This is a genomic window from Bradyrhizobium sp. 159, assembly GCF_023073795.1.
In the GTDB taxonomy this organism is placed as follows: Bacteria; Pseudomonadota; Alphaproteobacteria; order Rhizobiales; family Xanthobacteraceae; genus Bradyrhizobium.
In genome coordinates, this window is the sequence record NZ_JADPKE010000050.1 from 107604 (window position 1) to 133722 (window position 26119).

A 26119-nucleotide genomic window follows, 5' to 3' on the forward strand; every position below is an offset into this window, starting at 1 on the left:
ATTTTTGTAGTCTTGTTATGCAGGGAGTGTCGCAAGGCGCCCTGCCGCTGGCAAGCACCGGGATTTTCCGCAAGATGAAACGATAGAGCGGGAACTTACGCGCCGCGGCGCAGCAGGCCGGGCACGCGTCCGTCGATCACGAGCAATGCGCTGCCGATGACGATGGCGCCGGCGATCTCGCGCATGGAGATCGGCTCACCCAGCACCAGCCATCCCAGAAGGATCGCGGTGACGGGAATGAGCAGCGTCACCAGCATGACATTGCTCGCGCCCGAGCGCCGCACGATCTGGAAGAAGACGATGTAGGCGAGCGCCGTTGAAAGCGCGGCAAGACCAAGCACGGCGAGGCAGGTCGTCGGGCTCGGTAGCGGTAGCTGCCAGGACCGCTCCACCGCGCCGGCGACGACCGCCATCATCACGGTGGATGCCATCAGTTGAAATGTCGCCGCTCCAAGCGGGTGCGTGTCCTTCAGCAACCGCCGCGCCGCGAGCGCCGCAAGACCATAGCTGAAGGCGCCGCCGAGGCAGAGCAGGATGCCGAGCCCCTGTCCCGGCCTTGTCTCGAAACCCCAACCGCGCAGGATGATCACGCCGGCAAGCCCCAGCGCCACCCCGGCCATACGACGCATCTGCAAGGCCTCGTCGCCGGCCGCCGCCATTACCACCACGGTGAACAGCGGCGCGGTCGCGTTCAGGATCGACGCCAGCCCGCTCGGATTGAAAGTCTGGCCGAGTACAATGAGCGAGAACGGAATCACGTTGTTGAGCAGCCCGATCGCGACGAACGGCCTCCATCCCATCGTGCCCGAGGGGAAGCCGATCCCCTGCATACGGAGCAACGGTAGGAGAGTGGCCGCGCCAAGCGCGACGCGCAGGAACACCAGCGTCAGCGGCGGCAATTCCCGTAAGCCCGCGCTGTTGAAGAAGAACGAGCCACCCCAGAGCACCGAGAGCACGGCGAGCAGCGACCAGTCGCGCGCATCAATCTGGTTATCGTTGGCGGGCACGGTGTCTCACTTCGGCGGCCGAGCCCATCACCTAGAACGCTGCGCCCCGATAGTGCCACCCGATTTCCGATGAAGCACCGGTTTGCAAAACCGGCGCTCGGAATGAATGGAGCGGCCAAGGCGGCCCTATATTGGTGCACTTGGCTAGGAGGATTTCTTCGGCCGCGACACCAGTTCGATGATCCTGCCTTCATCATCGTCGGGCATCGTCGCTTTCGCCTGCGCGTAGGCCTCGACGGCGGCGCGCGCGACCAGCGGCTTGCTGGCCAGCAGGCTCTCCGCCAAATTCACGGCATAAGCGGCATCCTTGTGCCGCAGCGCCGACGTGAAGGTCGCACCGCTGAAATCGCGGGCAACCATGCGCTTGGAGTGGCGCTGCACCTGCGGGCTTGCCGCGACGCCTGACAGAATCGACTCCAGCACCAGATTCATGTCGAGTCCGGCCTGCTCGGCGATGGCAAGGCCCTCGGCGAGGCCGGCGATCTGGATCGCGCCCATCAGATTGTTGATGAGCTTGTAGACCGTCCCGGTGCCGACCGCACCGAAATGGCGGATGGTCGAGCCGATTGGGTCGAGATAAGGCCGCGCGCGAGCGAGATCGGCCGGATCGGCGCCAGCCAAGAGTGTCAGCTTCCCGGCTGCGGCCGCATCGGGCAATCCGGTCACGGGGCAGTCGATGTAGATGAGGCCGCGCGCATTCAGCTCGCGGCCCATCTCGCGGGCATGGTCATAGGAGACGGTCGAGCATTCGATCGCGATGGTGCCTGCCTTCGCGGTCTTGGCAGCGCCCTTGGGCCCAAGCCAGACCGCACGCGAGGCCTCGTCATCGGCGACCATGGTCACGACGGCGTCGGCATCGATCGCGGCGTCCTCAGGGGACGTTGCCCAATGGGCGCCACGCGCGATCAGGTCTTCGGCCTTGGGCTTGGTACGATTCCACAACGTCACCGTGAAGCCGGCATCGAGATAGCGCCCGGCCATGCCATGGCCCATCCGTCCAAGCCCGATGAAGGCGACGCGGGGCATGATCAGTCCACGTCCTCGATCTCGCCGGTGGTGGTGCCGAAGGCGCGCTGCGCCAGGGTCGCCGCCATGAACTCGTCGAGCTCGCCGTTCAGCACGCCCGAGGTGTCGGAGGTCTGCACACCCGTGCGCAGATCCTTCACCATCTGATAGGGCTGCAGCACGTAGGAGCGGATCTGGTGGCCCCAGCCAATGTCAGTCTTGGCAGCCTGGTCGGCGGCGGCCTTCTCCTCGCGCTTCTTCAGCTCGATCTCGTAGAGGCGCGCACGCAGCATGTCCCAGGCCTGCGCCCGGTTCTTGTGCTGGGAGCGACCGGCCTGACAGACCACCGCGACACCGGTCGGAATATGCGTCAGGCGCACCGCGGATTCGGTCTTGTTGACGTGCTGACCGCCGGCGCCCCCCGAACGCATCGTGTCGGTGCGGACGTCCGATTCCTTGATGTCGATCTTGATGCTGTCGTCGATGACGGGGAACACCTGCACGCTCGAGAACGAGGTGTGCCGCCGCGCGTTGGAATCGAACGGCGAGATGCGCACCAGGCGATGCACGCCAGCCTCGGTCTTCAGCCAGCCATAGGCGTTGTGGCCGGAGACCTGAATGGTCGCGGATTTGATGCCGGCCTCTTCACCCGCGGATTCTTCCAGCACCTCGACCTTGAAGCCGTGGGTTTCGGCCCAGCGCGTGTACATGCGCAAGAGCATCTGCGCCCAGTCCTGGCTCTCGGTGCCGCCGGCGCCGGCATGGACTTCGAGATAGGAATCGAAGCGGTCGGCCTCGCCCGACAGCAGCGCCTCGAGCTCGCGCCGCGCCACTTCCTTCTTCAGGTTCTTCAGCGCGGCTTCGGCCTCGGCGACCACGCCGTCATCGCCCTCGGCCTCGCCGAGCTCGATCATGCCGATATCGTCTTCGAGCTCCTGCTCGACCTTGCCGATGCCCGACAACGCATCCTCGAGCGAGGTGCGCTCCTGCATCAGCTTCTGGGCTTTCTGGGGATCGTTCCAGAGGTTGGGATCTTCTGCGAGCTTGTTCAGCTCAGCGAGGCGCGCCGTCGATTTCTCGACGTCAAAGATGCCTCCTCAGCAGCCCGACTGACTGCTTTATCTCTTCTACCAACCGCTCGATTTCGGCGCGCATATCGCTCTCTGATGTCGCGGAATTGTTCCGCTTACGATTGCAACGGGATGTAGCGGCGGCGGCGCCAAAGCGCAACCGCCCACCATCAAACGTCGGCGTTATCAGCTAATACAGCCCACCGGTCCCCGGCCGCATGAAGAAGCCGGAATCCGGCTGCTGCTGCTGCGACGCCGGCATGCGCCCATCGGCATCAGCAACGCCGATGACTGCGTAGTTGTCCGGCGGCGCCGTGCCCGGCTTGAAGGCTTCGAGGATGGTTCCGCCAGTCTCGCCGGGGCCGGCGCGCATGCCGGTCTTGGCCGCGACGCGCACGAGCTTGATGCCGGCCGGCACCTTGAACGGAACGGCGGGCTTGTCGGCGAGCGCGAGCTTGAGGAAATCGCGTGCTATGGGAGCTGCCAGATGGCCGCCCGTTGCGGCATTGCCCTTACCCAGCGGACGCGGCTTGTCGTAGCCCATGTAGATGGCGACGGCGACGTCGGGCGAGAAGCCGACGAACCAAGCGTCCTTGGCCTCGTTGGTGGTGCCGGTCTTGCCTGCGATCGGCTTGCCGACTTCCTTGACCACGGTCGCGGTACCGGCCTGAACCACGCCTTCCATCAGCTCGGTGATCTGATAGGCGGTCATGGAGTCCAGCACCTGCTCGCGGCGGTCGATCAGCTGCGGCTCGGGCTGGTTCTTCCAGCCGCCCGGCGCGTCGCAACCGCGGCATTCGCGCTGGTCGTGCTTGAAGATGGTGTGGCCGTAGCGGTCCTGGATGCGGTCGATCAAAGTCGGCTTCACCCGGCGGCCGCCATTGGCGAGCATCGAGTACGCCGTGACCATGCGCATCGCCGTCGTTTCGCCGGCGCCGAGCGCGTAGGACAGATAGTTCGGCAGCTCGTCATAGACGCCGAAGCGGCGGGCATATTCACCGATCAGGGGCATGCCGATGTCCTGCGCGAGGCGCACCGTCACGGTGTTCAGCGACTGCCGCAGCGCGTTGCGCAGCGTCACCGGCCCCTGGAACTTGCCCGAGGAGAAGTTTTCAGGCCGCCACACGCCGGCGCCCTGGCCCTGGTCGATTTCGATCGGCGCATCGAGCACCACGGTCGACGGCGTATAGCCGTTGTCGAGGGCGGCCGAATAGACGATCGGTTTGAACGACGAACCCGGCTGTCGATAGGCCTGCGTGGCGCGATTGAACTGGCTCTGATCGAACGAGAAGCCGCCGACCATCGCGAGCACACGGCCGGTCCAGGGGTCCATCACCACCATCGCGCCCGACACTTCTGGGATCTGACGCAGCCGGTACTGGCCTTCGACGGGCTGGCCGTCCTTGTAGAGCGGATCGGCATAAATGACGTCGCCGGGCTGGAGCACATGCGACACCGCCGTCGGCGTCTTGCCCTTTGTGCCGCCCTGCACGGCCCGCGCCCAGCGAACGCCGTCGAGTGTGACGAGGCCGGTCTCGCGCTGCTTGCTCACGGCGCCGCCGAGTTCACGGCTCGGCTGGAAGCCGATGCGCGCCGACTGGTCGCTGGTCTCCAGCACCACCGCCATACGCCATGGCGAGATGTCGGAGAGCGACTTGATCTCGGCAAGCTTCACGCCCCAGTCGCCCGAAATATCCAGCTTGCTCATGGCGCCGCGATAGCCCTGCTGCTCGTCATAGTTCACGAGGCCGGCGACCATGGTCTTGCGCGCCATGACCTGAATCTTGGGATCGAGGGTGGTGCGGACAGAGAGACCGCCCTCATACAGCTTCTTCTCGCCATAGCGTTCGAAGATATCGCGGCGGACTTCCTCGGCGAAATATTCGCCGGCGAACGTGTGGGCGCCATTGGACCGGCTGGTGACGGCCAGCGGCTCCTTGCGCGCCTTCTCGGCGTCGGCCTGCTTGATCCAGCCGTTCTCCAGCAGACGGTCGACCACGTAGTTGCGGCGCTCGACGGCACGGTCGCGGTTCCGCACCGGATGCAGGGTCGCGGGCATCTTCGGCAGTGCCGCCAGATAGGAGGCTTCCGCAACGGTGAGCTCGTTCACCGATTTGTCGAAATAGACGAGCGACGCCGCCGCGATGCCGTAGGCGCCAAGGCCGAGATAAATTTCGTTCAGATACAGTTCGAGGATCTTGTCCTTCGAGTAGGTCTTCTCGATGCGCATCGCCAGCAAGGCTTCCTTGATCTTGCGGGCGAAGGAGACCTCATTGGTCAGAAGGAAGTTCTTGGCGACCTGCTGGGTGATGGTGGAGGCGCCCTGCGGACGCCGGTTCGAGCCGTAGTTCTGGATGTAGACCAGACCTGCGCGCGCCATGCCGGTGTAGTCGATGCCGCCATGCTCGTAGAAATTCTTGTCCTCGGCTGCCAGGAACGCGTTGATCACGAGCTTCGGCACCGCCTGGATCGGCAGATACAGCCGTCGCTCCTTGGCGTATTCGCCGAGCAGCGAACCGTCGACCGCGTGCACGCGTGTCATCACCGGCGGTTCGTAATCCTGAAGCTGAGAATAGTCCGGCAAGTCCTTGGAGAAATGCCAGATCAGGCCTGCCACGGCCCCTACACCGACAAGGAACACCACTGTTCCCGCGGCGAACAGGAAGCCCATGAACCGCACCAGCAAGCGCATTATGTGTTTATCCGTTCAAATTCTGGATCAGCCCAGTATCAGTGCCCTTGGCACCCCAAACAGGGGCCAACCTTACGTCGCGCATTCACCGGCTTACGCAATCACATCAGTGCCGGATTTTAGACGCTTGCCGAGCGGGATTCTCTCCGATTCCGGACCCCCCTGCGGCATTTTTATAAAGCGCCCGCTGTGGCCAAACTAGGGCTTTTGCGGCGAGACGGAAAAACCCTTTCAATTCGAAGATCCGGCCGTGGCCATCCGCTTTGTCAAAAACCCGTCGATCGCCTGCGCCATGGAGCCCACGGCGCGGGACCGCCAACCCTCGGAGACCAGGTGCTCAAGGTCCCCCTTATTGGAGACATACCCGATCTCGACCAGCACCGAGGGCACGTCGGGCGCCTTCAGCACCCGGAAGCCCGCGGATTTCAGGGGATGCTTGTGCATCCGCACCGTCGACTTCATTTCCCCCATCAGGAGACGGGCAAAACGGTTTGAAAAGGTGCGAGTTTCGCGCTGGGTGAGGTCGATCAGGATGTCGGCGACGTCGGTCGGCTCCTCCGCGAGGTTGAAGCCGGCGATCGCGTCGGCCCGGTTCTCGGCGTCCGCGAGCCGCTGGGCCTCGGCGTCGGACGCCTTGTCTGAGAGCGTGTAGATGGTCGCGCCTTGCGCGTCACCCTCGGCACGAGGCAGCGCATCGGCATGAATGGAGACGAACAAGGCGGCCTTGAGATTGCGGGCGATCTTGGTCCGGTCATTGAGGGGAATGAAAGTATCGTCGTCCCGCGTCATGACCACGCGATATTTGCCGGCCTTTTCCAGCCGGTCGCGTAGTGCAAGGCCGAACGCGAGCACCAGGTTCTTTTCGCTCTCGCCACTCGACTGCGTGCCATTGTCGATGCCGCCATGGCCGGGATCGATCACGACCACCGGACGGCCATCGGCCTTCTGCTGTGCGGCATCCGGAGTTGCCGTAGCGGGAACCGCGGCAGGCGGCGCTTCGGCGATCGCGGGCCGCAGCTCGGGTCGGTGTTCGGGCGCGGGTGACGGCACGAAGGCGGCCCGGTCAACCTCCTCCAGTTCGACCACGAGCCGGGCCGGCTGGCCGTTGGCTGCGTCGACCACGTACGAATTGGTGATCTTCGCCGGTCCGGTCAGGTCGAACACGATTCGCGAGCCGCCCGGCATGACGAGCCCATAGCGGAAGGCCTTGACCAGCCCCCGGCCCCCGCTGCCGGTACCGGCGGGCAGCTGAAAATTGACTTGCGGCACGTCCACCACGACGCGGTAGGGGTCGGCGAGCGTCACGGCACGGAAGGTAACGGTCTGGTCGATGTCGAGGATGAAGCGGGTCTGCTTCCCGTCGCCGGCCAGACGGGCGGCCGAGGCGATTGGAAAATTCGCCACCGCAACAGAGGGTTGCGGCTGGCTTTCCGCTGCGCTCAGGCGGGAGGAATCAGCACATGGCAATGCCGCGGCGCACAGCAGCACGCATCCCAGCAAAACCCTTTGATTTGTGCGGCTCGCCACCGATTCCGTGCCTCCGAGCAGCCCTTTTAACGCAATAGAACCACAGGGTTAAACGATCCTTAATGACGGATGCGCGAAACTCGCTGACTGTGACCGCCGTGCGACGCTCCCTTGCACGGATGGCTCATTCCTCGTATGTACGGACTGCTGACGGCCGATATTTCCGGTTGTGTCGCATTCAGCCTCCCGGTGCAGCGCCGGAACTCTCAACGTTTGGGAATTCCAGCGTTTTCCGTTCCCCTCCAAGACCAGCGCGGTGCGCGGCAACGAGAGGGAGCGGGTCAAGCTCCGGCGGCGGACGGTCCTGGGTTACCACTCACGTCACCCGGGCGGTTCTGACAGCGACGTGACCCATTACCCGAGCCCTTGATCCCAAGGGAGCGGTTCGTGATCCCAAGGCGAGCGCGCTCGCGCCATGCCTGGCCAGCAGCAACTGATTGAGGGGCGGCCTCGCCGCCCAATGTTTCATACGGGCCGACGCTTGATGCGCCAGACTGTGCCGACGAACTCTGAAGGACCATTCGCGACGCTGCGGATTGAAAATCCCGCGCGCCGCATTGGTCCTGAAGCTTCCGGTTCGGCAAGGCGAAAGAGACGGCGTTTCGGCCTTCCCCTCACCCCCGAATCAGGTGGACCGTCGCGTCACCCGGCGGCGCGATACGCGCCCACGGTGAATCGCGCCCGCCGCCGCCAAGAGTTAAGACATGCCCAACAAGATGTTGATCGATGCCACCCACCCGGAAGAGACCCGGGTCGTCGTGGTCCGCGGCAATCGCGTCGAAGAGTTTGACTTCGAGACCGCACAACGCAAGCAACTGCGCGGGAATATCTACCTCGCCAAGGTCACCCGGGTCGAACCCTCGCTTCAGGCCGCTTTCGTCGAATATGGCGGCAACCGCCACGGCTTCCTCGCCTTCAGCGAAATCCATCCTGATTACTACCAGATCCCGGTCGCCGACCGGCAGGCGCTGATCGAGGCCGAGGAACAGGCCCATCGCGAGGCCGAGGAAGAGAGCGAGAACCGCTCCCATGGCCGCCGCCGTTCGCGCCACCGCAACGCCCGCCGCCGCGGTCATGGCGAACGCGTCCGCAGCGACATCGTCGAAGGCCTCGATGCCGGCGGCGATCCCGCGGCCCAGCCGGTCGAGGGCGAGCTCCAGCCGGCGCTGAGCGAGGGCGCCTCGCACGAAGGCGAGCACCTGCACACCGATGCCGAGTATCACGAGCACGACCGCCACGATCATCACGAACACGGTCATGGCGATCATGATCACGCCGATCATCATGCCCATGATGACGATCACCATCACGCCCACGATCATGACGATCATGGTCATCACGGTGAGCACGATCATCACGACCATGATCATACCGAGGCGACGCCCGCGCCTGTCGCGGCCGTCGGCGTCGAGCCCGTAGTTGCGGCCGAGACCGGTGCCGAGCCGCAGGAGGCCGTCGCCTTCGAGGTGCACGCGGAGGCTCTGGCCGAGACCGTGACCTCTACTGCCGAGCCGGCCGATGCCGTTTACGCCGCCGGCGAGAGCGTCGAGGCGCCGCACGCCGAGGCCCCAGAAGCAGCCGGCGAAGACGACGAGGACGACGACGAGGACGAAGAAGCCGAAGAGGAAGTCGTCGAATCCGTCGGCGGCGACGACGTGCTGGAGGAAGTGCCGGAGCGCACCTTCCGTCCGCGCCGCCAGTACAAGATCCAGGAAGTCATCAAGCGCCGCCAGGTGATGCTGGTGCAGGTCGTCAAGGAAGAGCGCGGCAACAAGGGGGCGGCGCTGACGACCTATCTGTCGCTCGCCGGCCGCTATGCCGTCTTGATGCCCAACACCGCGCGCGGCGGCGGCATCAGCCGCAAGATCACCAGCGCGCAGGATCGCTCCCGTCTGAAGGAAGTGGTGCAGGATCTCGACGTGCCCGAGGGCATGGGCATCATCCTGCGCACCGCCGGCGCCGCCCGCACCAAGCCCGAGATCAAGCGCGACTTCGAATATCTGATCCGGATGTGGGAGACCGTGCGCGACCTGACGCTGAAGTCGCAGGCCCCGACCCTCGTCTACGAGGAAGGCTCGCTGATCAAGCGCTCGCTGCGCGACCTCTACAACAAGGAGATCGACGAGATCCAGGTGGCCGGTGAGGCCGGCTACCGGGAAGCGCGCGACTTCATGAAGATGTTGATGCCCGCCAATGTCAGCGCGGTGAAGCAGTATCGCGACGGCCAGCCGCTGTTCTCGCGGATGGGGGTCGAAAGCCAGCTGGATGCGATGTTCTCGCCGACCGTGCAGCTTCGCTCCGGCGGCTACATCGTCATCAACCAGACCGAAGCGCTGGTCTCGATCGACGTCAACTCGGGCCGTTCGACCCGCGAGCACCATATCGAGGACACCGCGCTCAAGACCAATCTGGAAGCGGCCGAAGAGGTCGCACGCCAGCTCCGCCTGCGCGACCTCGCCGGCCTGATCGTCATCGACTTCATCGACATGGACGAGAAGCGCAACAACCGCGCGGTCGAACGCAAGCTGTCCGATTGCCTGCGGCAGGATCGCGCGCGCATCCAGGTCGGCCGCATCTCGCATTTCGGCCTGCTGGAAATGTCGCGCCAGCGCATTCGCGCCAGCGTGCTGGAGAGTTCGACCGATCCGTGCCCGCATTGCGGCGGCACCGGCCATGTCCGCTCGGTCTCCTCGGTGGCGCTCCAGTTGCTGCGCGGCCTCGAAGAGATCCTGATGAAGGGCGCGACCCACAATCTCGTGGTCCGCACCCGCACCGACGTGGCGCTCTACGTGCTGAACCACAAGCGCGGTCATCTGCGCGACCTCGAGAACGGCTTCAAGGTCACGCTGTCGGTCATCGCCGATCCCAGCGTCAGCGGACCTCACGCTTATGTGATCGACCGCGGCGAGCAGGTGCATACGCTGGAAGCTGCCAAGGCGCTGCTCGCGGCGCAGGCGGCTGCAAGCCCGCCGCCCATGGTCGAAGAGGCCTATGAGGACGAGGAGTTCGATCCGGAGCTGGAATCCGAGATCGAGACCGAGGAGACCGAAGGTCTCAGCGAGGAACAAGCTGCCGGCGAGGCAGCCGTCGAGCAGGACGGTCAGCGCCGCAAGCGCCGCCGCCGCCGCCGCGGCCGCGGTGGCCAGCGCGACGGCGATTTGCGCGAGGATAGCGCACACACGCTTCCTGAGGCCGCCACGGCAGCCGGCGAAGGCGAAGAGGACTCCGAGTCCGAGCAGGACGGCGAGGAAGGCGAGGAACTGGTGGCCCGCGGCGAGCAGCAGGGTAGCGGCGATCGCCGCCGCCGGCGTGGTCGCCGTGGCGGACGCCGTCGTCGCGGTGGCAATGAGGAAGGTCTCGCCGGCTCCATCGGCGACGAGCTCGCAGCCAACGCGCCGCCGGAAGCAACCGACGCCGTCGCCGATTTCGATGGCTTCAGCAACGAGGCCGCGCCTTCGATCGCAGAGCCCGAACACAGGGCCGAACCGCGGGCGGCGGAGCCTGCATCGCGCGCCGACGCGCAGAGCGAGGTACCAGCCGAGCCCGCTCCCGCAGCGACGACTGCAGCGCCGGTCGAAGAGCCCGCCGACGACAAGGCCGCGCGACGCCGCTCCACCGTCCGGGAAAAGGTCAGCTTCCTGCTGAACAGCCAGCCCGAGCCCGTAACACCGGTTGCGCAGGCGACCGAACCGGTTGCTGCGCCCGCCCCAGCAGCTGAGCCCGCACCGCAAGCCGCAAACGAAACTCGGGCCGCCCCGCGCCGTGCCGGCTGGTGGTCGCGCCGCTTCGGTGGCGGCGAATAAAGCCGAGCATCCAATGCAAAACGCCCGGCACAGCCGGGCGTTTTTGTTTCGATGCGCTCCTATGCGCGCTGATCACCTGCCCGGCCGTTTCCGATATGCTAGATCGCTTTTTGAATGGGAATGGCGTTGTCAAAGCTTTGCGATTCCAGTGCTCGCGCCAATCAGAGCTTCTTCGAAACGACCGACGTGACCGATCCGGCGCGGCTCGCCGCGGCGCCGCCGCTGTCGGCCGCACCAGGCTTCCTCGCCTGGGACTGACCCGACCTCGCCCACAACCAGCCTGACAGGAGAAATCTGCCAATGCAAAGCGCGATCGTTCTCGGCGGCGGCATGATCGGCGTCAGCGCGGCGCTGCACCTGCGGCAGCGCGGCTGGTCCGTCACGCTGGTCGACCGCAGGGAGCCGGGCCGCGAGACCAGCTACGGCAATGCGGGGATGATCCAGGCGGAAGCGGTCCGCCCCTATCCGATGCCGCGCGACTTCGCCACGCTGCTGAAGATTGCGACCGGCCGCACCAATGACGTGCGCTACAGCCTATCGTCGCTTCATCTCCATATCGAGCCCCTGCTCCGCTATTGGTGGCATTCGGCGCCGAAGCGGCATCGCGAGGCAATCGAGGCCTGGGCCCGGCTGATCGCCTATGCGACGGCTGAGCACGACATCCTCATTCGCGAGGCCCACGCCGACAATCTCATCCGCCGCGCCGGCTATCGCATGCTGCATCGCGACCCTGCGTCATTCGATCTCGCGATCAAGACCGCAGAGGAAGACCAGCGCGAATTCGGCGTGAATTTCCGCGTGCTCTCCGGCAGCGAGCTTGCCAAGGCCGAGCCGATCCTGCGCGACGATCTCCCCGGCGCGATCCATTGGCTCGACACCTGGACCGTGTCCGATCCAGGTGCCCTCGTCACGGCCTATGCCGAGCTGTTCGAGCGCCTCGGCGGCACCGTTGTGCTCGGTGACGCCCAGAGCCTGCGGCAGACCGCAACCGGCTGGTCCGTCGATACGGACCAGGGACGTCTCGACGCGGCCCACGCCGTCGTGACGCTCGGCCCGTGGTCACCCGATCTGTTGCACAAGTTCGGCTATCGCATTCCGCTGGTCCGCAAGCGCGGCTACCACATGCACTACAGCGGCGGCGCCTCGCTCGACCTGCCCCTCGTCGACAAGGGCGGCGGCTACGCCATGGGCCCGATGGCCAAGGGCATCCGCATCACCACCGGCGCGGAATTGACCGGCATGGACGCGCTGGCAACCCCGGTGCAGCTCGCCAGCGCCGAAGCCTCCGCGCGCGAGCTGATCGATCTCGGCAAGCGGGTCGAGCCGGATCCGTGGTTCGGCACGCGCCCCTGCACGCCCGACATGCTCCCGGTGCTTGGGCAAGCTCCGCGACATCCGGGCCTCTGGATGAATTTCGGCCACGGCCACCAGGGCTTTACGCTGGGTCCCGCGACAGGACGCCTGCTCGCCGAAATCATGAGCGGCGAGACGCCGGCGATCGATCCGGCGCCCTACCGGCCAGAGCGGTTCTAGCTGTCGACGGGCGCCTTACTCGGATGCGCCGAAAGGAAAAGGGCTGACCGAGGAGTCTCGACCAGCCCTACGACTTCGAAGCCCGGCGGCGCATCGCGCAGATCAGTCCGTCGTGATCGCCGTCTCCATGTCGGTCGGATCGATCTGCTTGGAGAGGTTGGCGTTGAGCTTGTCGCGATCGAGCTCACCCTCCCACCAGGCGACGACCACGCAGGCAACGCCGTTGCCGCACAGATTGGTCAGCGCGCGGCACTCGCTCATGAACTTGTCGATGCCGAGCACGATCGCCATGCCCGGGACGAGCCGCGGATCGACCACGGCGAGCGTCGCCGCGAGCGTGATGAAGCCCGCGCCGGTGATGCCGGAGGCGCCCTTCGAGGTCAGCATGGCCACGACGAGGATCGTGAGCTGCTGACTGAAGGAGAGATCGTAACCGAGCGCCTGCGCAATGAAGAGCGTTGCCAGCGTCATGTAGATGTTGGTGCCGTCGAGATTGAACGAGTAGCCGGTGGGCACCACGAGGCCGACAACCGACTTGGAGCAGCCGAGCCGCTCCAGCTTCTCCATCAGGGACGGCAACGCGCTTTCCGAGGACGAGGTGCCGAGCACGATCAGCAGTTCGTCCTTGATGTAGGCCAGGAACTTGAAGATCGAGAACCCCGCCATGCGCGCGATGATGCCGAGCACGACGAACACGAACAACGCCGCGGTGAGGTAGAACGTGGCGATCAGCCCGACCAGGTTGAGGATGGCGCCGGTGCCGAACTTGCCGATCGTATAGGCCATCGCGCCGAACGCGCCGATCGGTGCTGCACGCATGACGATGGAGATGACGCCGAACACGGCATGCGCGGCATCGTCGATGAAGCTGCGCATGGTATGGCCGCGCTCGCCAAGGCTCATCAAAGCAAAGCCGAACAGCACCGAGAACAGCAGCACCTGGAGGATCTCGCCTTGCGCGAAGGCGCCGACCACGGTGTCGGGAATGATGTGCAGCACGAAGTCGACCGACTTCTGACCGGCGGCCTGCTTAGCGTAATTTGCGACAGCCGCCTCGTTTGCTGCACCACTGCCGAAGCCCGCGCCGGGCTTCACCAAGTTGCCGATGACGAGTCCGATCACCAGCGCGAAGGTCGAGACGATTTCGAAATAGACCAGCGCCTTGACGCCGATGCGCCCGACCTTCTTGGCATCCTGGATGTGGGCGATGCCCGAGACGACGGTACAGAAGATGATCGGAGCGATCACCATCTTGATCAGCTTGATGAAGCCGTCGCCGAGCGCTTTGATCCACTCGTTGGTGGCGAGCGATGGCCACAACCAGCCGACGATGGCGCCGAGCACGATCGCGATCAGCACCTGAACATAGAGAACTTTGTACCACGGCTTGGCCGCAGGCGGCGCGACCGGCGCCTCCGCGATCGTTGTCGTCGTCATCGTTTCACTCCCCCTCAAACTATCGGACCAGCCAAGATCAACTTGGCCGGCCCTGTCAATTGGAACTGGTCATTGCTGCGCGTATTACCCGCGGCGATCGACGATCCGGCGCGCAGCCGGCATCAACGCCGCGCCGAGCGCGTTCTTCACCAGCGAAGCCGCAATGAACGGCACAATTCCGACCTGCCAGGCCTTCGCGGCACCGAGGCCGAGGCCGAAGGCCAACCAGCCAAACCCGGCGGCGAGAATGACGATATGGCCAACGGCCATTGCCGCAAATAGCGGCACCACGCTGCGATCCCAGCCGCGCTCGGCGAGCCAGCCGGTCACGAAAGCTGCCAGAACAAAACCGAACAGATAGCCCGCGGTCGGCCCGACCAGCGGAGCGATTCCGGCTACCGGGCCGGCAAATACGGGAAGCCCCAGCGCGCCCTCGGCGAGGTAGGCAATCATGGTTGCGCTGCCAAGGCGCCAGCCATAGGCAGCGCCGATCATCAACACCACCAGCGTCTGCAATGTCATGGGCACGTAAGGCAGCGGCAGGCTGACCTTGGCTGATAGCGCCATCAATGCGGTGCCGAGCGCAATCAGCACGAAGGCGCGCAAAGCGCCGACGGTTTCACCCGGCCGGATCGGCCACATCAATGCGGCGAGAGGAGAATGCGACGTGGCAGCGGGCGCGGCAGATCGTTCAGACAAGATGAACTCCGGAAGGCTGGTCAAAACTCGCGGCTATTTAAGCCAGTGGGCGATCCGGTCAACTGCCTCCTGCATCTCTTCGGGCGAACGCGCGTAGGAAAAGCGAACGAACGAGCGTCCGTGAATGGGATCGAAATCGAGGCCGGGCGTCGCCGCAACATGGGCCTGCTCCAGCATCTGCTTGGCAAACTCGAAACTGTCGGCGGTGAAGTCGGAGACGTCGGCATAGAGATAAAAGGCGCCGTCGGCCGGCAGGAATCTCGTCAGTCCAGCCTTCGGCAATCCATCGATCAGGATACGCCGGTTTTCCTGATAGCCGTGCTTGATCTCCTCCATCTCGGCCGCGCCGTCGAAGGCGGCCTCCGCCGCGATCTGCGACAGCGACGGCACCGAGATCGAGAGGTTCTGCTGGAGCCGCTCGATCGGCCGCACCAGGATCTCAGGCACGACCATCCAGCCGACGCGCCAGCCCGTCATGCAAAAATACTTCGAGAACGAGTTGATCACGAGCGTGTGCTCCGACAGCGCCGCCGCCGTCACGGCCGGAAACGCATAATCGAGCCCGTGATAGATCTCGTCGGAAATGAAGCGGATACCTGCATCCTGCGCGGCTGCGATCAGGCTAGCGAGCGCCTCGCGGTGCATCATGGTCCCGGTCGGATTGGCGGGACTGCCGACCAGCACGCCCTTCAGCGGCGCCTTGCGATGGGCGGCAAGCAGCGCCTCGCCGGTGAGCGCGTGGCGCGTCTCGTTCGTGGTCTCGATCAGCACCGGCTCGCAGCCGAGCGCGGTAAGGATGTGGCGGTAGGGTGGATAGCCCGGCACGGTCACCGCGACGCGATCGCCGGGCTCGAACATCGACAGGAAGGCAAGGATAAATCCGCCCGAGGAGCCGGTCGTCACCACGATCCGCTCGGGGCTGACGTCACAGCCATGGACATCGCGATAATGCCGCGCGATGCGCTCGCGCAGTGAGGGGATGCCGAGTGCGGAGGTGTAGTCGATCCGTCCCGCTTCGAGCGCGGCATGGGCGGCCGCGATCGCGGTCCTGGGCGCGCCGGCCGCGGGCTGACCGACCTCCATGTGGATGACCTGGCCACCTGCGGCCTCGATTCGGGCCGCCGCGGCCATGACGTCCATCACCATGAACGGGGGAACATCGCTGCGGCGGGAGGGCTCGAGCCACTGCGCCAACCGGTTCCTCAATGTCGCATCGTGCATCGATTTCCGCTATTTCGCTGGCAGACCGGCCCGTCCGGTCAGGAAAACGGAGCGCTTGCGCCCCAGACTAGCCGCATTGTACGGCTCATAAGGGGTACGGTTCACAAGGGCATATCGCGTATCCGGTCCGCCGCCAATCGCCAAAAACCAATCACGAAACTGCTTGACCAAGACCGTTGACCCAGACCGCTTGATGTTGCTCCAGATCGCATCGCGCAAGAAGGCTTCCGCCCTCACTGCCCTCACCACGGCCGCGGCGATCGCGCTGACGCCGTTCTCGGCTGCGCGTGCGCAGGTCAAGGGGCCGCCGGTCCTACGCGACACCGAAACCGAGCAGCTCCTGCGCGAATATACCCGCCCGATCCTGCGCGTCGCCGGTTTAGAGAAGCACAACATCCAGATGGTGATCATCAACGACGGCTCGTTCAACGCGTTCGTCGCGGACGGCCGCCGCATCTTCGTCAATTGGGGCGCGATCCTCCAGTCGGAGACACCGAACCAGATCATCGGCGTGCTCGCGCACGAGACCGGGCATCTGGCGGGCGGCCATCTGTCCAAGCTGCGCGAGCAGCTCGCCACGGCCCAGACCCAGATGATCATCGCGATGCTGCTCGGCGCCGGCGCGATCGCAGCCGGCAGCACCCGCAGCTCGAGCGCCGGCAACAACGGCCTTGCCAATGCCGGCGCGGCCGCGATCGCCGGCCCGCAGGAGATGATCCGCCGCACGCTGCTGTCCTATCAGCGCCAGCAGGAGGAGAACGCCGACCGTGCCGGCGTGAAATTCCTCACCGCGACGGGGCAGTCGCCGAAGGGCATGTACGAGACCTTCAAGCGCTTCACCAGCGAGAGCCTGTTCGCCGCGCGCGGCGCCGATCCCTATCTGCAGTCGCATCCGATGCCGGCCGAGCGCGTCGCCTCGCTCCAGGAGTTCGCAAGCTCAAGCCCCTATTGGGACAAGAAGGACGATCCCGCGCTCCAGCTCCGCCATGACATGGTGCGCGCCAAGATCTCGGCGTTCATGGAGCGGCCAGAGACGGTGTACCGCCGCTATCCCCAGACCAACGACAGCATGCCGGCGCGCTATGCCCGTGCCATCAGCACCTATCTGCATGGGGACTTGCGCAGCGCGCTCACCCAGATCGACGCGCTGATCCAGGTCCAGCCGAACAATCCGTATTTCTACGAGGTGCGCGGGCAGGCCTTGCTGGAGAGCGGCAAGCCCGCCGAGGCGATAGCTCCCCTGCGCAAGGCGGTGCAGCTTTCGAACAATGCACCCCTCATCGAGATGTTACTTGGGCAGGCTCTGGTTGGAACCGATAATAAGGCCTACACCGACGACGCCGTTCGGATTCTCCGCGCCGCGGTGGCACGAGAGCCCGAGGCCGCGCTCGGCTATACCCAGCTCGCGATGGCCTATGGGCGAAAGGGAGATTATGCCGAGGCGGATCTCGCGTCGGCGCAGGCCGCCTACTTGCGCGGTGACAACAAGACCGCCCGCGAGCTCGCCACGCGCGCGAAAACCCGTTTCGCTGTCGGCACACCCGGCTGGGTCAAGGCCGACGACATCTTGGCGGCCAAGCCGCCCCGCAACTGACGCAACGCAATCGACGCCCGACACCACGACGTCACGACATCGAGCTTTAGTCCGCCGCGACGTTTTACCGAAACCTGCCTTGGATAAGAGGATTTGCCCATGCCTTCGCTGCGCCTGCTAGCTCCCGCGCTGTTTGCGCTCGCCTTGTTCGGCGCAGCCGCGCCCGCGTCGGCCGACAGCTTCTCCGATGCCCAGCGCACCGACATCGAGGCAATCATCAAGAATTATCTCGTCAGCCATCCCGAGGTGCTCGAGGAGGCCATGGCCGAGCTCGGCAAGCGCCAGGCCGCGGCCGAAACCCAGAAGCACGAGGCCAGCATCGCGCAGAATGCCGACGCGATCTTCAACTCGCCGCGCCAAGTCGTGCTCGGCAACAAGGACGGCGACGTCGCCTTCGTCGAATTCTTCGACTACAATTGCGGCTATTGCAAACGCGCCATGGGCGACATGCTTGACCTCATGAAGAGCGATCCGAAGCTGAAGGTCGTGCTGAAGGAATTTCCCGTGCTGAGCCAAGGCTCGGTCGAGGCGGCCCAGGTCGCCGTCGCCGTGCGCATGCAAGATCCCTCCGGCAAGAAATATCTCGACTTCCACCAGAGACTGCTCAGCGGTCGCGGCGCGGCGGACAAGGCGCGCGCGATTCAGGCCGCCAAGGAGGCTGGTCTCGACACGGCCAGAATCGAGAAGGACATCGCCAGCCCCGAAGTGCGCGCCACCATCGAGGAGAATTTCAAGCTCGCCGAAGCGATGGGCATGAACGGCACGCCGAGCTACGTGATCGGCAAGCAGATCGTGATCGGCGCCGTCGGGGTCGAAAGCCTCAGGGAAAAGATCGGCATTGCCCGCTGCGGCAAGGCGACTTGTTGAAGAGGCGACTTGCCAATCGCGCCCTTCACAACTCGCACACGGAATAAGGCCGGCTGAAAAGCCGGCCTTTTCCGTGCGCCGAACAGTGGCGCCTTCGTGCAAGGTCATTCATCTGGTATTCAAGAAACAAATGCTGCGGAACAGGCGAAGTTCCGGAACAACTCAAATCTCCTTTCGTTGTCGGCGCGGGCAATGACGCAAAGAACACGTGAGGAGAATTTCGATGTTGAACCGCTTTATGATCTCGGTTGCCGCAGTCGCACTCGTCGCGGGCACCGGTCTGGCGAACGCACAAAACACCACGGGCCGCGATAGCGGCGCTGGTGGCTCGCAGCAGATGCAGCACTCGCAGCCCTCGGGCGGCGCCGCTGAGCGCGGCTCCATGGGCAAGGAGTCCTCTGGCGCCGAGAAGGGAACTGTCGGCCAGGCCGGCGGCTCCAGCATGAAGTCCGATCGAAGCTCTGAGGACAAGTCTTCCGGCGCGATGAAGGACGAGCACTCCGGCGGCGCAATGAACAAGAACGCGGCCGAGGATAAGTCTGGCGCGACCAAGGGCCAGCGCACCGACGAACGCGCGCAGGGCCAGATGGACAAGTCCCAGCAGGACAAGTCCAAGAGCATGAGCCAGGACACGAGCAAGGACTCGACGAAATCCGGCAGCAAGGACCAGAAGGACATGAAGGCTGAGGGCAGCAAGAGCGGCACCTCGACCAACAATGCCGAGAACCGTCCGGGCACCGGCACGAGCACCAACCAGAATGCTCAGGGTCAGACCGGCACCAGCAGCACCCAGAACGCGCAGGGTCAGGCCGGCACCAGCTCGACCCAGAACGCGCAGGGCCAGAGCTCGACCTCGACCACGGTCGGCCAGGCAGGCGCCGCTGCGAAACTCTCGACCGAGCAGCGGACTCAGATCACGTCCGTGATCCGCGAGGAGCGTGTCGCCCCCGTGACGAATGTGAACTTCCAGGTGTCGGTCGGCACCCGCATTCCGCGCGAGGGCATTACGCTGCACGCCCTGCCGTCGCGGGTCGTGACGATCTATCCGGAGTGGCGGACCTATAAGTACGTCCTGGTTCGCGATGAGATCGTGATCATCAATCCGGACACCTACGAGATCGTGGCTGTCCTGAACGTCTAAGACCGGATCACGGCAACCTCAGGGGCGGGCAGCGAGGCCCGCCCCTTTGCGTTCGGCCGGCAGCCATGCTTTGGACTGGTTAACAAGCAATTTCCGCAGCTTCCGCACAGCTTTTTGCGCACTGGATGAGGTCCTTGAAGCCAGCGGGGAGGCCCTTCAACTCTTCCCCTCGCCCGCTTTGTTACCTATAACCCCGCCACGCCGAAGCACCTCTCCCGGGATTGGAATGGCTGAACCTGCAACCGACACGATCCTCGTCCTCAACGGGCCGAACCTCAACATGCTGGGGACGCGCGAGCCCGAAAAGTATGGCCATGCGACGCTGGCTGACGTCGAGGCACTGTGCCGACAGACGGCGGCGAGCTTCGGCCTCAAGGCCGACTGCCGGCAGTCCAACCGCGAAGGCGAGTTGATCGATTTCATCCACGAGGCGCATGCGCGCAAGATGAAGGGCATCATCATCAATGCCGGCGGCTACTCCCACACCTCGATCGCGCTCCATGACGCACTGCTCGCGGTGCAGATTCCCACGGTCGAAGTGCACGTGACCAACATCCACGCCCGCGAGAGCTTCCGTCATCACTCCTACACCGCGCGCGCGGCCTTCGCCTCGCTCTGCGGCTTCGGCATCGAGGGCTACCGCCTCGCCATCCAGGGTCTTGCCGCCAAGCTCGGCATCAAACCCAAAGCCTGACGCCCCCTTTCCAACAGAACATTCGGATCAAACAACATGGCGCGCCAGCCAGACGACAAAGCAGCCGCAAAGTTTTCCAGCGAGGATTCCGCGCTCATTCGCGAGCTTGCCCTGCTGCTCGATGAGACCAGCCTGACCGAAATCGAGATCGAACGTGCCGGCCTGCGCCTGCGCGTCGCCCGCAATGTCAGCGTTGCTGCAACCATGCCGATGCCAGTGGCAGCCACTCCCGCCACGCTGCAGCCGGCCGCCGCCGCGCCCGCAACGGCCGCGACCGACCTGTCGAAACATCCCGGCGCCGTGACCTCGCCGATGGTCGGTACCGCCTATTGGGCGCCGGAGCCCGGCGCCAAGCCGTTCATCGAAGTCGGCACCAAGGTCTCGGTCGGCCAGACGCTGCTGATCATCGAAGCCATGAAGACGATGAACCAGATCCCGTCACCGCGCGCCGGCACGGTGACACAGATCCTGGTCGAGGACGGCCAGCCGGTCGAATACGGCGAGCCGCTCGTCATCATCGAATAACGTTGAGGGCGGTTGCCGCCCTGTCGCTTTCCGTCCCCATAAGGACATCATGTTCGACAAGATCCTCATAGCCAATCGCGGCGAGATCGCTCTTCGCATCCTCAGGGCTTGCAAGGAGCTCGGGATTGCGACCGTGGCGGTGCACTCCACCGCCGACGCCGACGCCATGCATGTGCGCCTGTCGGATGAGAGCGTTTGCATCGGGCCGCCACCCTCGAAGGACAGCTATCTCAACGTGCCCGCACTGCTCGCGGCCTGCGAGATCACCGGCGCGGATGCGGTGCATCCCGGCTACGGTTTCCTGTCCGAGAACGCGCGCTTTGCGGAAATCCTCGCAGAGCACAACCTGCATTTCATCGGCCCAAAAGCCGAGCACATCCGCTTGATGGGCGACAAGATCGAGGCCAAGAAGACCGCCAAGCGCCTCGGCATCCCCGTGGTGCCCGGCTCCGACGGCGCCGTCGGTCCCGATGACGATGCGCTTTCGATCGCGAAGAAGATCGGCTTCCCCGTGCTGGTGAAGGCTGCGGCCGGTGGTGGCGGCCGTGGCATGAAGGTCGCCCACAGCGAGACCGACCTCCAGGTGGCGCTGTCGACAGCGGCCAACGAAGCCAAGTCCGCCTTTGGTGACGCCTCCGTCTACCTCGAAAAATACCTCCAGAAGCCGCGTCACATCGAGATCCAGATCCTCGGCGACGGCCGCGGCGGCGCCATTCATCTCGGCGAACGCGACTGCTCGCTGCAACGCCGCCACCAGAAGGTCTGGGAAGAGGGCCCCTCGCCGGTACTTGCCGCGGCTGCGCGCGCCAAGATCGGTGAGACCTGCGCGAAAGCGATGCGCGAGATGAAATATCTCGGCGTCGGGACCATCGAATTCCTGTTCGAGGACGGCGAGTTCTACTTCATCGAGATGAACACCCGCATCCAGGTCGAGCATCCCGTCACCGAGAGCATCACCGACATCGACCTCGTGCTGGAGCAGATTCGCATCGCCGCGGGCGGGGATCTGCCGGCGCGGCAGGACGAGGTCCAGGTCATCGGCCACGCGATCGAGTGCCGCATCAACGCCGAGAATCCGCAAACCTTCCGCCCCTCGCCCGGCCGGATCCTGCAATACCATCCGCCCGGCGGCCTCGGCGTCCGCATCGATTCCGCCGTCTACCAGGGTTACACGATCCCGCCCTATTACGATTCCCTGGTCGGCAAGTTGATCGTGCACGGCAAGACGCGCGCCGAATGCCTGATGCGACTGCGCCGGGCGCTGGACGAGATGGTAGTCGAGGGCATCGAGACCACGCTGCCGTTGTTCCGCGCGCTGGTGCGCGAGGACGACATCATCAACGGCGACTATCACATCCACTGGCTGGAACAGTACCTGGCCGGCAAGGCGGAACCTATCCCCAGATAATCTTCCTGCCTCTGGAACCGTTTGGCCCTGATTGCGTTCTGGACCGCGGGGACAGTTCCAAGGGGGCGATTTGATTTCTGCTGAACCTAAGACCGTCGTGAAGGCTTGGGCGCAGCGACGGCGCGCATTTTGGCAGATCCTGCTGTTCTCGGCGGGCCTTTTGGTGCTGACCGTGATCAGCGCCGGCTCCGTTTACCTCGTCAACAAGGCCAGGGATGACAGCAAATGGGTCATCCACACCATCGAGGCGGAGAACCAGATTAACGCCCTCCTGCTGGAAATCCGGCGTGCCGAAAGCGCCGCCCGGGCCTACCTGCTGACGCGAGGGGCGGATTTCAAAGCCGACCATGACAAAGCCGTAGCGGCCATCGTACCTGCCCTCGACAGGCTTACGCACCTGATCGGCGATAATCCGGAACAACGCAAAAGCATCGACAAGCTGAGCTCGGCGATCGAGACGCGGCTCGGCCAATTGGCGCAGGAGATCGATTTCATCCGCCAGGATCAGCCGGAGAAGGCCACAGCGCTGGTTCGCGAGTTCGCCTCTACCGACGCCACGGCCGCGATCGCCGAAATCGCGACCGGAATGCTTCAGGAAGAGGAACGGCTGTTCCGCCTCCGCACGGTCAATTCCGACCGCAGCCAGACCCTCGCCGCATCGATGACCGGCATTGGCTCCGGCCTCGTCGTGCTGCTGGCGATGATCTCAATCTGGCTGGTGCGGCGTTCGGCGCGGGCCCGCGACGAGGCCGAGAACCGCCTGCGCGATGCCTATGCCAACCTCGAGACTGTCGTCGATGAGCGCACCGCGGACCTGCGCGAAGCCAATGACGAGATTCAGCGCTTTGCCTACATCGTCAGCCATGATCTGCGCTCGCCACTCGTCAACATCATGGGCTTTACCAGCGAGCTCGAAGAGCTCGGCGGCGACATTTTCCGTCGTATCGGCGGTCTCACCCATGTCCCCGCCGACGGGCCGCCGCCCGCTTCCGGCGAGATCGTGCTCGAAGGCGCCGACAAGCAGCTTTCGGAGGACTTCTCCGAGGCGCTCGGCTTCATCAAGACGTCGATCGCCAAGATGGATCGGCTGATCTCCGCCATCCTCAACCTCACCCGCGAAGGCCGCCGCGAATTCGAGCCGGTGAAAATCGATACAAGCGAACTGATCGGAGCCATCGTGTCGACGCTGGCGCACCAGGCCGCCGAGGCACAGGCTGAGATTCACGTCGAGCCCTTGCCAAACCTCGTCAGCGACCGCCTCGCGCTCGAGCAGATCTTCTCCAACCTGATCGACAACGCCATCAAATACCTGAAGAGCGGCGTGCCCGGCGAGATCAGAATCCGCGGGCGCACCAAACTCGGCTACGCGATCTTCGAGATCAGCGACAACGGCCGTGGCATCGATCCGAAGGATCACCAGCGGATATTCGACCTGTTCCGCCGCGCGGGAACCCAGGACAAGCCCGGCCAGGGCATCGGTCTTGCACATGTGCGTGCACTTGTGCGTCGCCTCGGCGGCACCATGTCGGTATCATCGGAACTGAACGCTGGCAGCACCTTCACGATCACGCTGCCGATCGCCTGGAACGTGAGCAACCGGAACGCAGATCGATGACTCAGCCAGTTACCATCATCATGATCGAGGACGACGAGGGCCACGCCCGCCTGATCGAGCGCAATATCCGAAGGTCCGGCGTCAACAACGAGATCGTCTCCTTTGCCAACGGCACGGACGCGATGAGGCACCTGTTCGGTGCCGACGGCTCCGGGCTCGTGCAGAAGGGCAATGCGCTGCTGATCCTGCTCGACCTCAACCTCCCCGACATGACCGGGATCGACATCCTGAAGCAGATCAAGGAGAATAAATATCTGAAGGCTTCGCCCGTGGTGGTGCTGACCACCACCGATGATACCCAGGAGATCAAGCGCTGCTACGAGCTCGGCTGCAACGTCTACGTCACTAAGCCGGTCAACTACGAGAACTTCGCCAATGCTATCCGGCAGCTCGGCCTGTTCTTCTCGGTCATCCAGGTCCCGCCCGCCGCCACATGAATCAGCACACGCCAACACTGCTCTACATCGACGACGACGACGCGCTGGCGCGCCTGGTCGATCGCGGCCTGACGCGGCGCGGCTACAGGGTCGTTCATGCCGCGAGCGGCGAGGAAGGCCTTGAGCGCATCCGCCGCGCGGGCGCCGAGGGCGGCATCGATGTCGTGGCACTCGATCAGTACATGCCGGGCCTCGACGGGCTGGAGACGCTCGAGCAGATCATGGCGATCCCGGACGCGCCCCCGGTGGTGTTCGTCACCGCGTCGCAGGATTCCAGCATCGCGGTCACCGCGCTGAAGGCCGGGGCGGCCGATTACCTGGTCAAGGACGTCCAGGGCGATTTCATCCCGCTCCTCCACGTCGCCGCCGAAGGCGCGCTGCGCCAGGCCGAATTGCAGAGGGCACGCGAGGAAGCCGAAGCCGAGATCCACGCCTCGCGCGACCGCTACGCGGCGCTCGCCGCCGAACGCGAGCTGCTGCTGCGCGAGGTCAATCACCGCGTCGGCAACTCTCTCCAGATCATCGCCTCGCTGCTGCACCTTCAGGCGAGCTCCGCCGCGCAGGACGAGGTCAAGGCGGCGCTGACCAATGCCATGGGTCGCGTCGCCGCGGTTGCGCAGGTGCACCGCCGCCTCTACACCTCGCAGGACCTGAAGAGCGTGGTTCTGAACCAGTATCTGGACTCGCTGCTCGAGGATCTCAGGCGCTCGGCCGAAGGCAACCGGATGTCGCGCCTGACGCTGAAGGCCGAGCCGATCGAGATCGATCCGGACCGCGCCGTCGCCGTCGGCATCATCGTCAACGAGCTGGTGATGAATGCGGTGAAATATGCCTATCCCGATGGCGCCGGCCCGATCCATGTCGAGCTGACCTCGCACAACGACGATCTCCTGCTGTCGATCACCGACGATGGTGTCGGCGACAACGGCAAGGCGGATCCGCGCTCCACCGGCATGGGCCAGCGCATCGTCGCGGCCATGGCCGCCAAGCTCGACGCCTCCATCGAGCGTGATCCCGCCCATTCCGGGACCCGCATCGTACTCAGGTTCCGCCGCGTACCCACGGCCCCGGGTAAGACCAACCACGCCGCCGCGGGCTGACGGGCGCGAGGCTTTGCGTCACCCATCGCAACCGCATTGCGATCCTGCTATTGTCGCGCGCCATGACGTCTCGCGACTCTGCCTCGTCTGAAATCACGCCGGCCGTGCTGTTGCGTGCCTATGCCTGCGGCATCTTTCCGATGGCGGAAAGCGCCGACGATCCGACCCTGTTCTGGGTCGAGCCGGAGCTGCGCGGCGTGATCCCGCTCGAGGGATTTCGCGTCGCCTCGCGCCTCGCCCGCACGGTGCGCTCGGATACGTTTCGCGTGACCGTCAACACCGCGTTCAAGGCGACCATCGCCGGCTGCGCGGCGCCGCAGGCCGGGCGCGAGGACACCTGGATCAACAAGCGCATCCGCGACCTCTATGGCGGCCTGTACGAGCTCGGCCATTGCCACAGCGTCGAGGCTTGGCAAGGCGACGACCTCGTCGGCGGGCTCTACGGCGTCAGCTTGGGCCGCGCCTTCTTCGGCGAGAGCATGTTCCACACCGCGCGCGACGCCTCGAAGGTCGCGCTGGTGCATCTGGTCGCGCGGCTCATCCATGGCGGCTTCGAGCTGCTCGACACGCAATATGTCACCGAGCACTTGAAGAGCTTCGGCGCGATCGAGATTTCGCGGCGGCGCTACACCGCGCTGCTCGACAAGGCGCTCGCAGGCGAGCCCGGCGATTTCCTGAGGCTCTCTGCGGGCGAACCGATCCCGGGCGCACGCGCGCTCGATATCATCGCCTCGCGGCAATAAT

The 26119-nt window shown here is 64.8% G+C and carries 21 protein-coding genes; 13 read left to right on the forward strand and 8 right to left on the reverse strand.

The window, feature by feature from the left end:
- Nucleotides 1–95 precede the first annotated feature (95 nt).
- From IVA96_RS13095 to IVA96_RS13115, 5 genes are all read right to left on the reverse strand, one after another.
- Nucleotides 96–1007: a DMT family transporter gene (locus IVA96_RS13095; protein ID WP_247417648.1), complete on the reverse strand. Its 912-nt coding sequence runs from the start codon at nt 1005–1007 to the stop codon at nt 96–98.
- Between the two features lie 144 nt (nt 1008–1151).
- A complete protein-coding gene (locus tag IVA96_RS13100) occupies nt 1152–2033 on the reverse strand; it encodes an NAD(P)-dependent oxidoreductase (RefSeq protein WP_247417651.1) in 882 nt (293 codons plus the stop codon).
- A gap of 2 nt (nt 2034–2035) precedes the next feature.
- A protein-coding gene (prfB, locus tag IVA96_RS13105; protein WP_247417653.1) for a peptide chain release factor 2 occupies nt 2036–3167 on the reverse strand; the annotation gives its coding sequence in 2 pieces (ribosomal slippage) (nt 2036–3097 and nt 3099–3167; 1131 coding nt in all).
- Between the two features lie 105 nt (nt 3168–3272).
- Nucleotides 3273–5774, reverse strand: a complete 2502-nt coding sequence (locus IVA96_RS13110; protein WP_247277234.1) for a penicillin-binding protein 1A — start codon at nt 5772–5774, stop codon at nt 3273–3275.
- Between the two features lie 231 nt (nt 5775–6005).
- The gene (locus tag IVA96_RS13115; RefSeq protein ID WP_247417655.1) at nt 6006–7301 is read right to left on the reverse strand and encodes an N-acetylmuramoyl-L-alanine amidase; all 1296 of its coding nucleotides are present in this window, start codon (nt 7299–7301) and stop codon (nt 6006–6008) included.
- Between the two features lie 704 nt (nt 7302–8005).
- On the opposite strand from IVA96_RS13115, the gene IVA96_RS13120 reads away from it, so the two are divergent.
- The 3 genes from IVA96_RS13120 (at nt 8006) to IVA96_RS13130 (ending at nt 12637) form a co-directional block, all read left to right on the forward strand.
- Entirely contained in the window at nt 8006–11104 is a 3099-nt protein-coding gene (locus IVA96_RS13120; RefSeq protein WP_247417657.1) for a ribonuclease E/G, read from the forward strand.
- A gap of 120 nt (nt 11105–11224) precedes the next feature.
- Nucleotides 11225–11362, forward strand: coding sequence for a hypothetical protein (locus IVA96_RS13125; protein ID WP_247277237.1), 138 nt, complete (start codon nt 11225–11227; stop codon nt 11360–11362).
- A gap of 42 nt (nt 11363–11404) precedes the next feature.
- Nucleotides 11405–12637, forward strand: coding sequence for an FAD-binding oxidoreductase (locus tag IVA96_RS13130; protein ID WP_247417659.1), 1233 nt, complete (start codon nt 11405–11407; stop codon nt 12635–12637).
- A gap of 102 nt (nt 12638–12739) precedes the next feature.
- Here the strand turns inward: IVA96_RS13130 and IVA96_RS13135 are convergent, their stop codons facing one another.
- The 3 genes from IVA96_RS13135 to IVA96_RS13145 all read right to left on the reverse strand — a co-directional run bounded on the left by IVA96_RS13135 (nt 12740) and on the right by IVA96_RS13145 (nt 15994).
- Nucleotides 12740–14074 (reverse strand): dicarboxylate/amino acid:cation symporter, encoded by a 1335-nt coding sequence (locus tag IVA96_RS13135; RefSeq protein WP_247277239.1) that lies wholly within the window; start codon nt 14072–14074, stop codon nt 12740–12742.
- A gap of 84 nt (nt 14075–14158) precedes the next feature.
- On the reverse strand, nt 14159–14716 hold the full coding sequence (locus IVA96_RS13140) for a biotin transporter BioY (protein ID WP_247417783.1): 558 nt from the start codon (nt 14714–14716) through the stop codon (nt 14159–14161).
- 90 nt (nt 14717–14806) lie between these two features.
- Nucleotides 14807–15994 carry an aminotransferase class I/II-fold pyridoxal phosphate-dependent enzyme gene (locus tag IVA96_RS13145; RefSeq protein ID WP_247417662.1) on the reverse strand — a complete coding sequence of 396 codons (1188 nt, stop codon included), beginning with the start codon at nt 15992–15994 and terminating at the stop codon, nt 14807–14809.
- A gap of 193 nt (nt 15995–16187) precedes the next feature.
- Between IVA96_RS13145 and IVA96_RS13150 the strand changes: the two genes are divergently transcribed.
- The 10 genes from IVA96_RS13150 (at nt 16188) to aat (ending at nt 26118) form a co-directional block, all read left to right on the forward strand.
- Nucleotides 16188–17588 carry a M48 family metalloprotease gene (locus IVA96_RS13150; RefSeq protein WP_247417785.1) on the forward strand — a complete coding sequence of 467 codons (1401 nt, stop codon included), beginning with the start codon at nt 16188–16190 and terminating at the stop codon, nt 17586–17588.
- A 99-nt stretch (nt 17589–17687) separates the two neighbouring features.
- Nucleotides 17688–18455, forward strand: a complete 768-nt coding sequence (locus tag IVA96_RS13155; RefSeq protein ID WP_247417664.1) for a DsbA family protein — start codon at nt 17688–17690, stop codon at nt 18453–18455.
- Nucleotides 18456–18678: 223 nt separating this feature from the next.
- Complete coding sequence (locus tag IVA96_RS13160) at nt 18679–19596, forward strand: DUF1236 domain-containing protein (protein ID WP_247277242.1); 918 nt, start codon at nt 18679–18681, stop codon at nt 19594–19596.
- A gap of 226 nt (nt 19597–19822) precedes the next feature.
- Nucleotides 19823–20290, forward strand: coding sequence for a type II 3-dehydroquinate dehydratase (aroQ, locus tag IVA96_RS13165; protein ID WP_247417666.1), 468 nt, complete (start codon nt 19823–19825; stop codon nt 20288–20290).
- Nucleotides 20291–20326: 36 nt separating this feature from the next.
- The gene (accB, locus tag IVA96_RS13170) at nt 20327–20815 is read left to right on the forward strand and encodes an acetyl-CoA carboxylase biotin carboxyl carrier protein (RefSeq protein ID WP_247277243.1); all 489 of its coding nucleotides are present in this window, start codon (nt 20327–20329) and stop codon (nt 20813–20815) included.
- Nucleotides 20816–20864: 49 nt separating this feature from the next.
- On the forward strand, nt 20865–22223 hold the full coding sequence (accC, locus tag IVA96_RS13175; RefSeq protein ID WP_247417669.1) for an acetyl-CoA carboxylase biotin carboxylase subunit: 1359 nt from the start codon (nt 20865–20867) through the stop codon (nt 22221–22223).
- Between the two features lie 97 nt (nt 22224–22320).
- Nucleotides 22321–23838: an ATP-binding protein gene (locus IVA96_RS13180; protein WP_247417788.1), complete on the forward strand. Its 1518-nt coding sequence runs from the start codon at nt 22321–22323 to the stop codon at nt 23836–23838.
- Nucleotides 23835–24275, forward strand: a complete 441-nt coding sequence (locus IVA96_RS13185; protein ID WP_247277245.1) for a response regulator — start codon at nt 23835–23837, stop codon at nt 24273–24275. Before IVA96_RS13180 ends, IVA96_RS13185 begins: the two co-directional genes overlap by 4 nt.
- On the forward strand, nt 24272–25375 hold the full coding sequence (locus tag IVA96_RS13190; RefSeq protein WP_247417672.1) for a histidine kinase dimerization/phosphoacceptor domain -containing protein: 1104 nt from the start codon (nt 24272–24274) through the stop codon (nt 25373–25375). Before IVA96_RS13185 ends, IVA96_RS13190 begins: the two co-directional genes overlap by 4 nt.
- 62 nt (nt 25376–25437) lie before the next feature.
- Entirely contained in the window at nt 25438–26118 is a 681-nt protein-coding gene (gene aat, locus IVA96_RS13195) for a leucyl/phenylalanyl-tRNA--protein transferase (RefSeq protein WP_247417675.1), read from the forward strand.
- Nucleotide 26119 lies beyond the last annotated feature (1 nt).

Coding starts and splice junctions, on each gene's coding strand:
- IVA96_RS13100 (WP_247417651.1), bottom strand. CDS start 2,033: ATGCCCCGCGTCGCCTTCATCGGGCTTGGACGGATGGGCCATGGCATG.
- IVA96_RS13110 (WP_247277234.1), bottom strand. CDS start 5,774: ATGCGCTTGCTGGTGCGGTTCATGGGCTTCCTGTTCGCCGCGGGAACA.
- IVA96_RS13120 (WP_247417657.1), top strand. CDS start 8,006: ATGCCCAACAAGATGTTGATCGATGCCACCCACCCGGAAGAGACCCGG.
- IVA96_RS13125 (WP_247277237.1), top strand. CDS start 11,225: ATGGCGTTGTCAAAGCTTTGCGATTCCAGTGCTCGCGCCAATCAGAGC.
- IVA96_RS13130 (WP_247417659.1), top strand. CDS start 11,405: ATGCAAAGCGCGATCGTTCTCGGCGGCGGCATGATCGGCGTCAGCGCG.
- IVA96_RS13135 (WP_247277239.1), bottom strand. CDS start 14,074: ATGACGACGACAACGATCGCGGAGGCGCCGGTCGCGCCGCCTGCGGCC.
- IVA96_RS13140 (WP_247417783.1), bottom strand. CDS start 14,716: ATGTGGCCGATCCGGCCGGGTGAAACCGTCGGCGCTTTGCGCGCCTTC.
- IVA96_RS13145 (WP_247417662.1), bottom strand. CDS start 15,994: ATGCACGATGCGACATTGAGGAACCGGTTGGCGCAGTGGCTCGAGCCC.
- IVA96_RS13150 (WP_247417785.1), top strand. CDS start 16,188: ATGTTGCTCCAGATCGCATCGCGCAAGAAGGCTTCCGCCCTCACTGCC.
- IVA96_RS13155 (WP_247417664.1), top strand. CDS start 17,688: ATGCCTTCGCTGCGCCTGCTAGCTCCCGCGCTGTTTGCGCTCGCCTTG.
- IVA96_RS13160 (WP_247277242.1), top strand. CDS start 18,679: ATGTTGAACCGCTTTATGATCTCGGTTGCCGCAGTCGCACTCGTCGCG.
- aroQ (WP_247417666.1), top strand. CDS start 19,823: ATGGCTGAACCTGCAACCGACACGATCCTCGTCCTCAACGGGCCGAAC.
- accB (WP_247277243.1), top strand. CDS start 20,327: ATGGCGCGCCAGCCAGACGACAAAGCAGCCGCAAAGTTTTCCAGCGAG.
- accC (WP_247417669.1), top strand. CDS start 20,865: ATGTTCGACAAGATCCTCATAGCCAATCGCGGCGAGATCGCTCTTCGC.
- IVA96_RS13185 (WP_247277245.1), top strand. CDS start 23,835: ATGACTCAGCCAGTTACCATCATCATGATCGAGGACGACGAGGGCCAC.
- IVA96_RS13190 (WP_247417672.1), top strand. CDS start 24,272: ATGAATCAGCACACGCCAACACTGCTCTACATCGACGACGACGACGCG.
- aat (WP_247417675.1), top strand. CDS start 25,438: ATGACGTCTCGCGACTCTGCCTCGTCTGAAATCACGCCGGCCGTGCTG.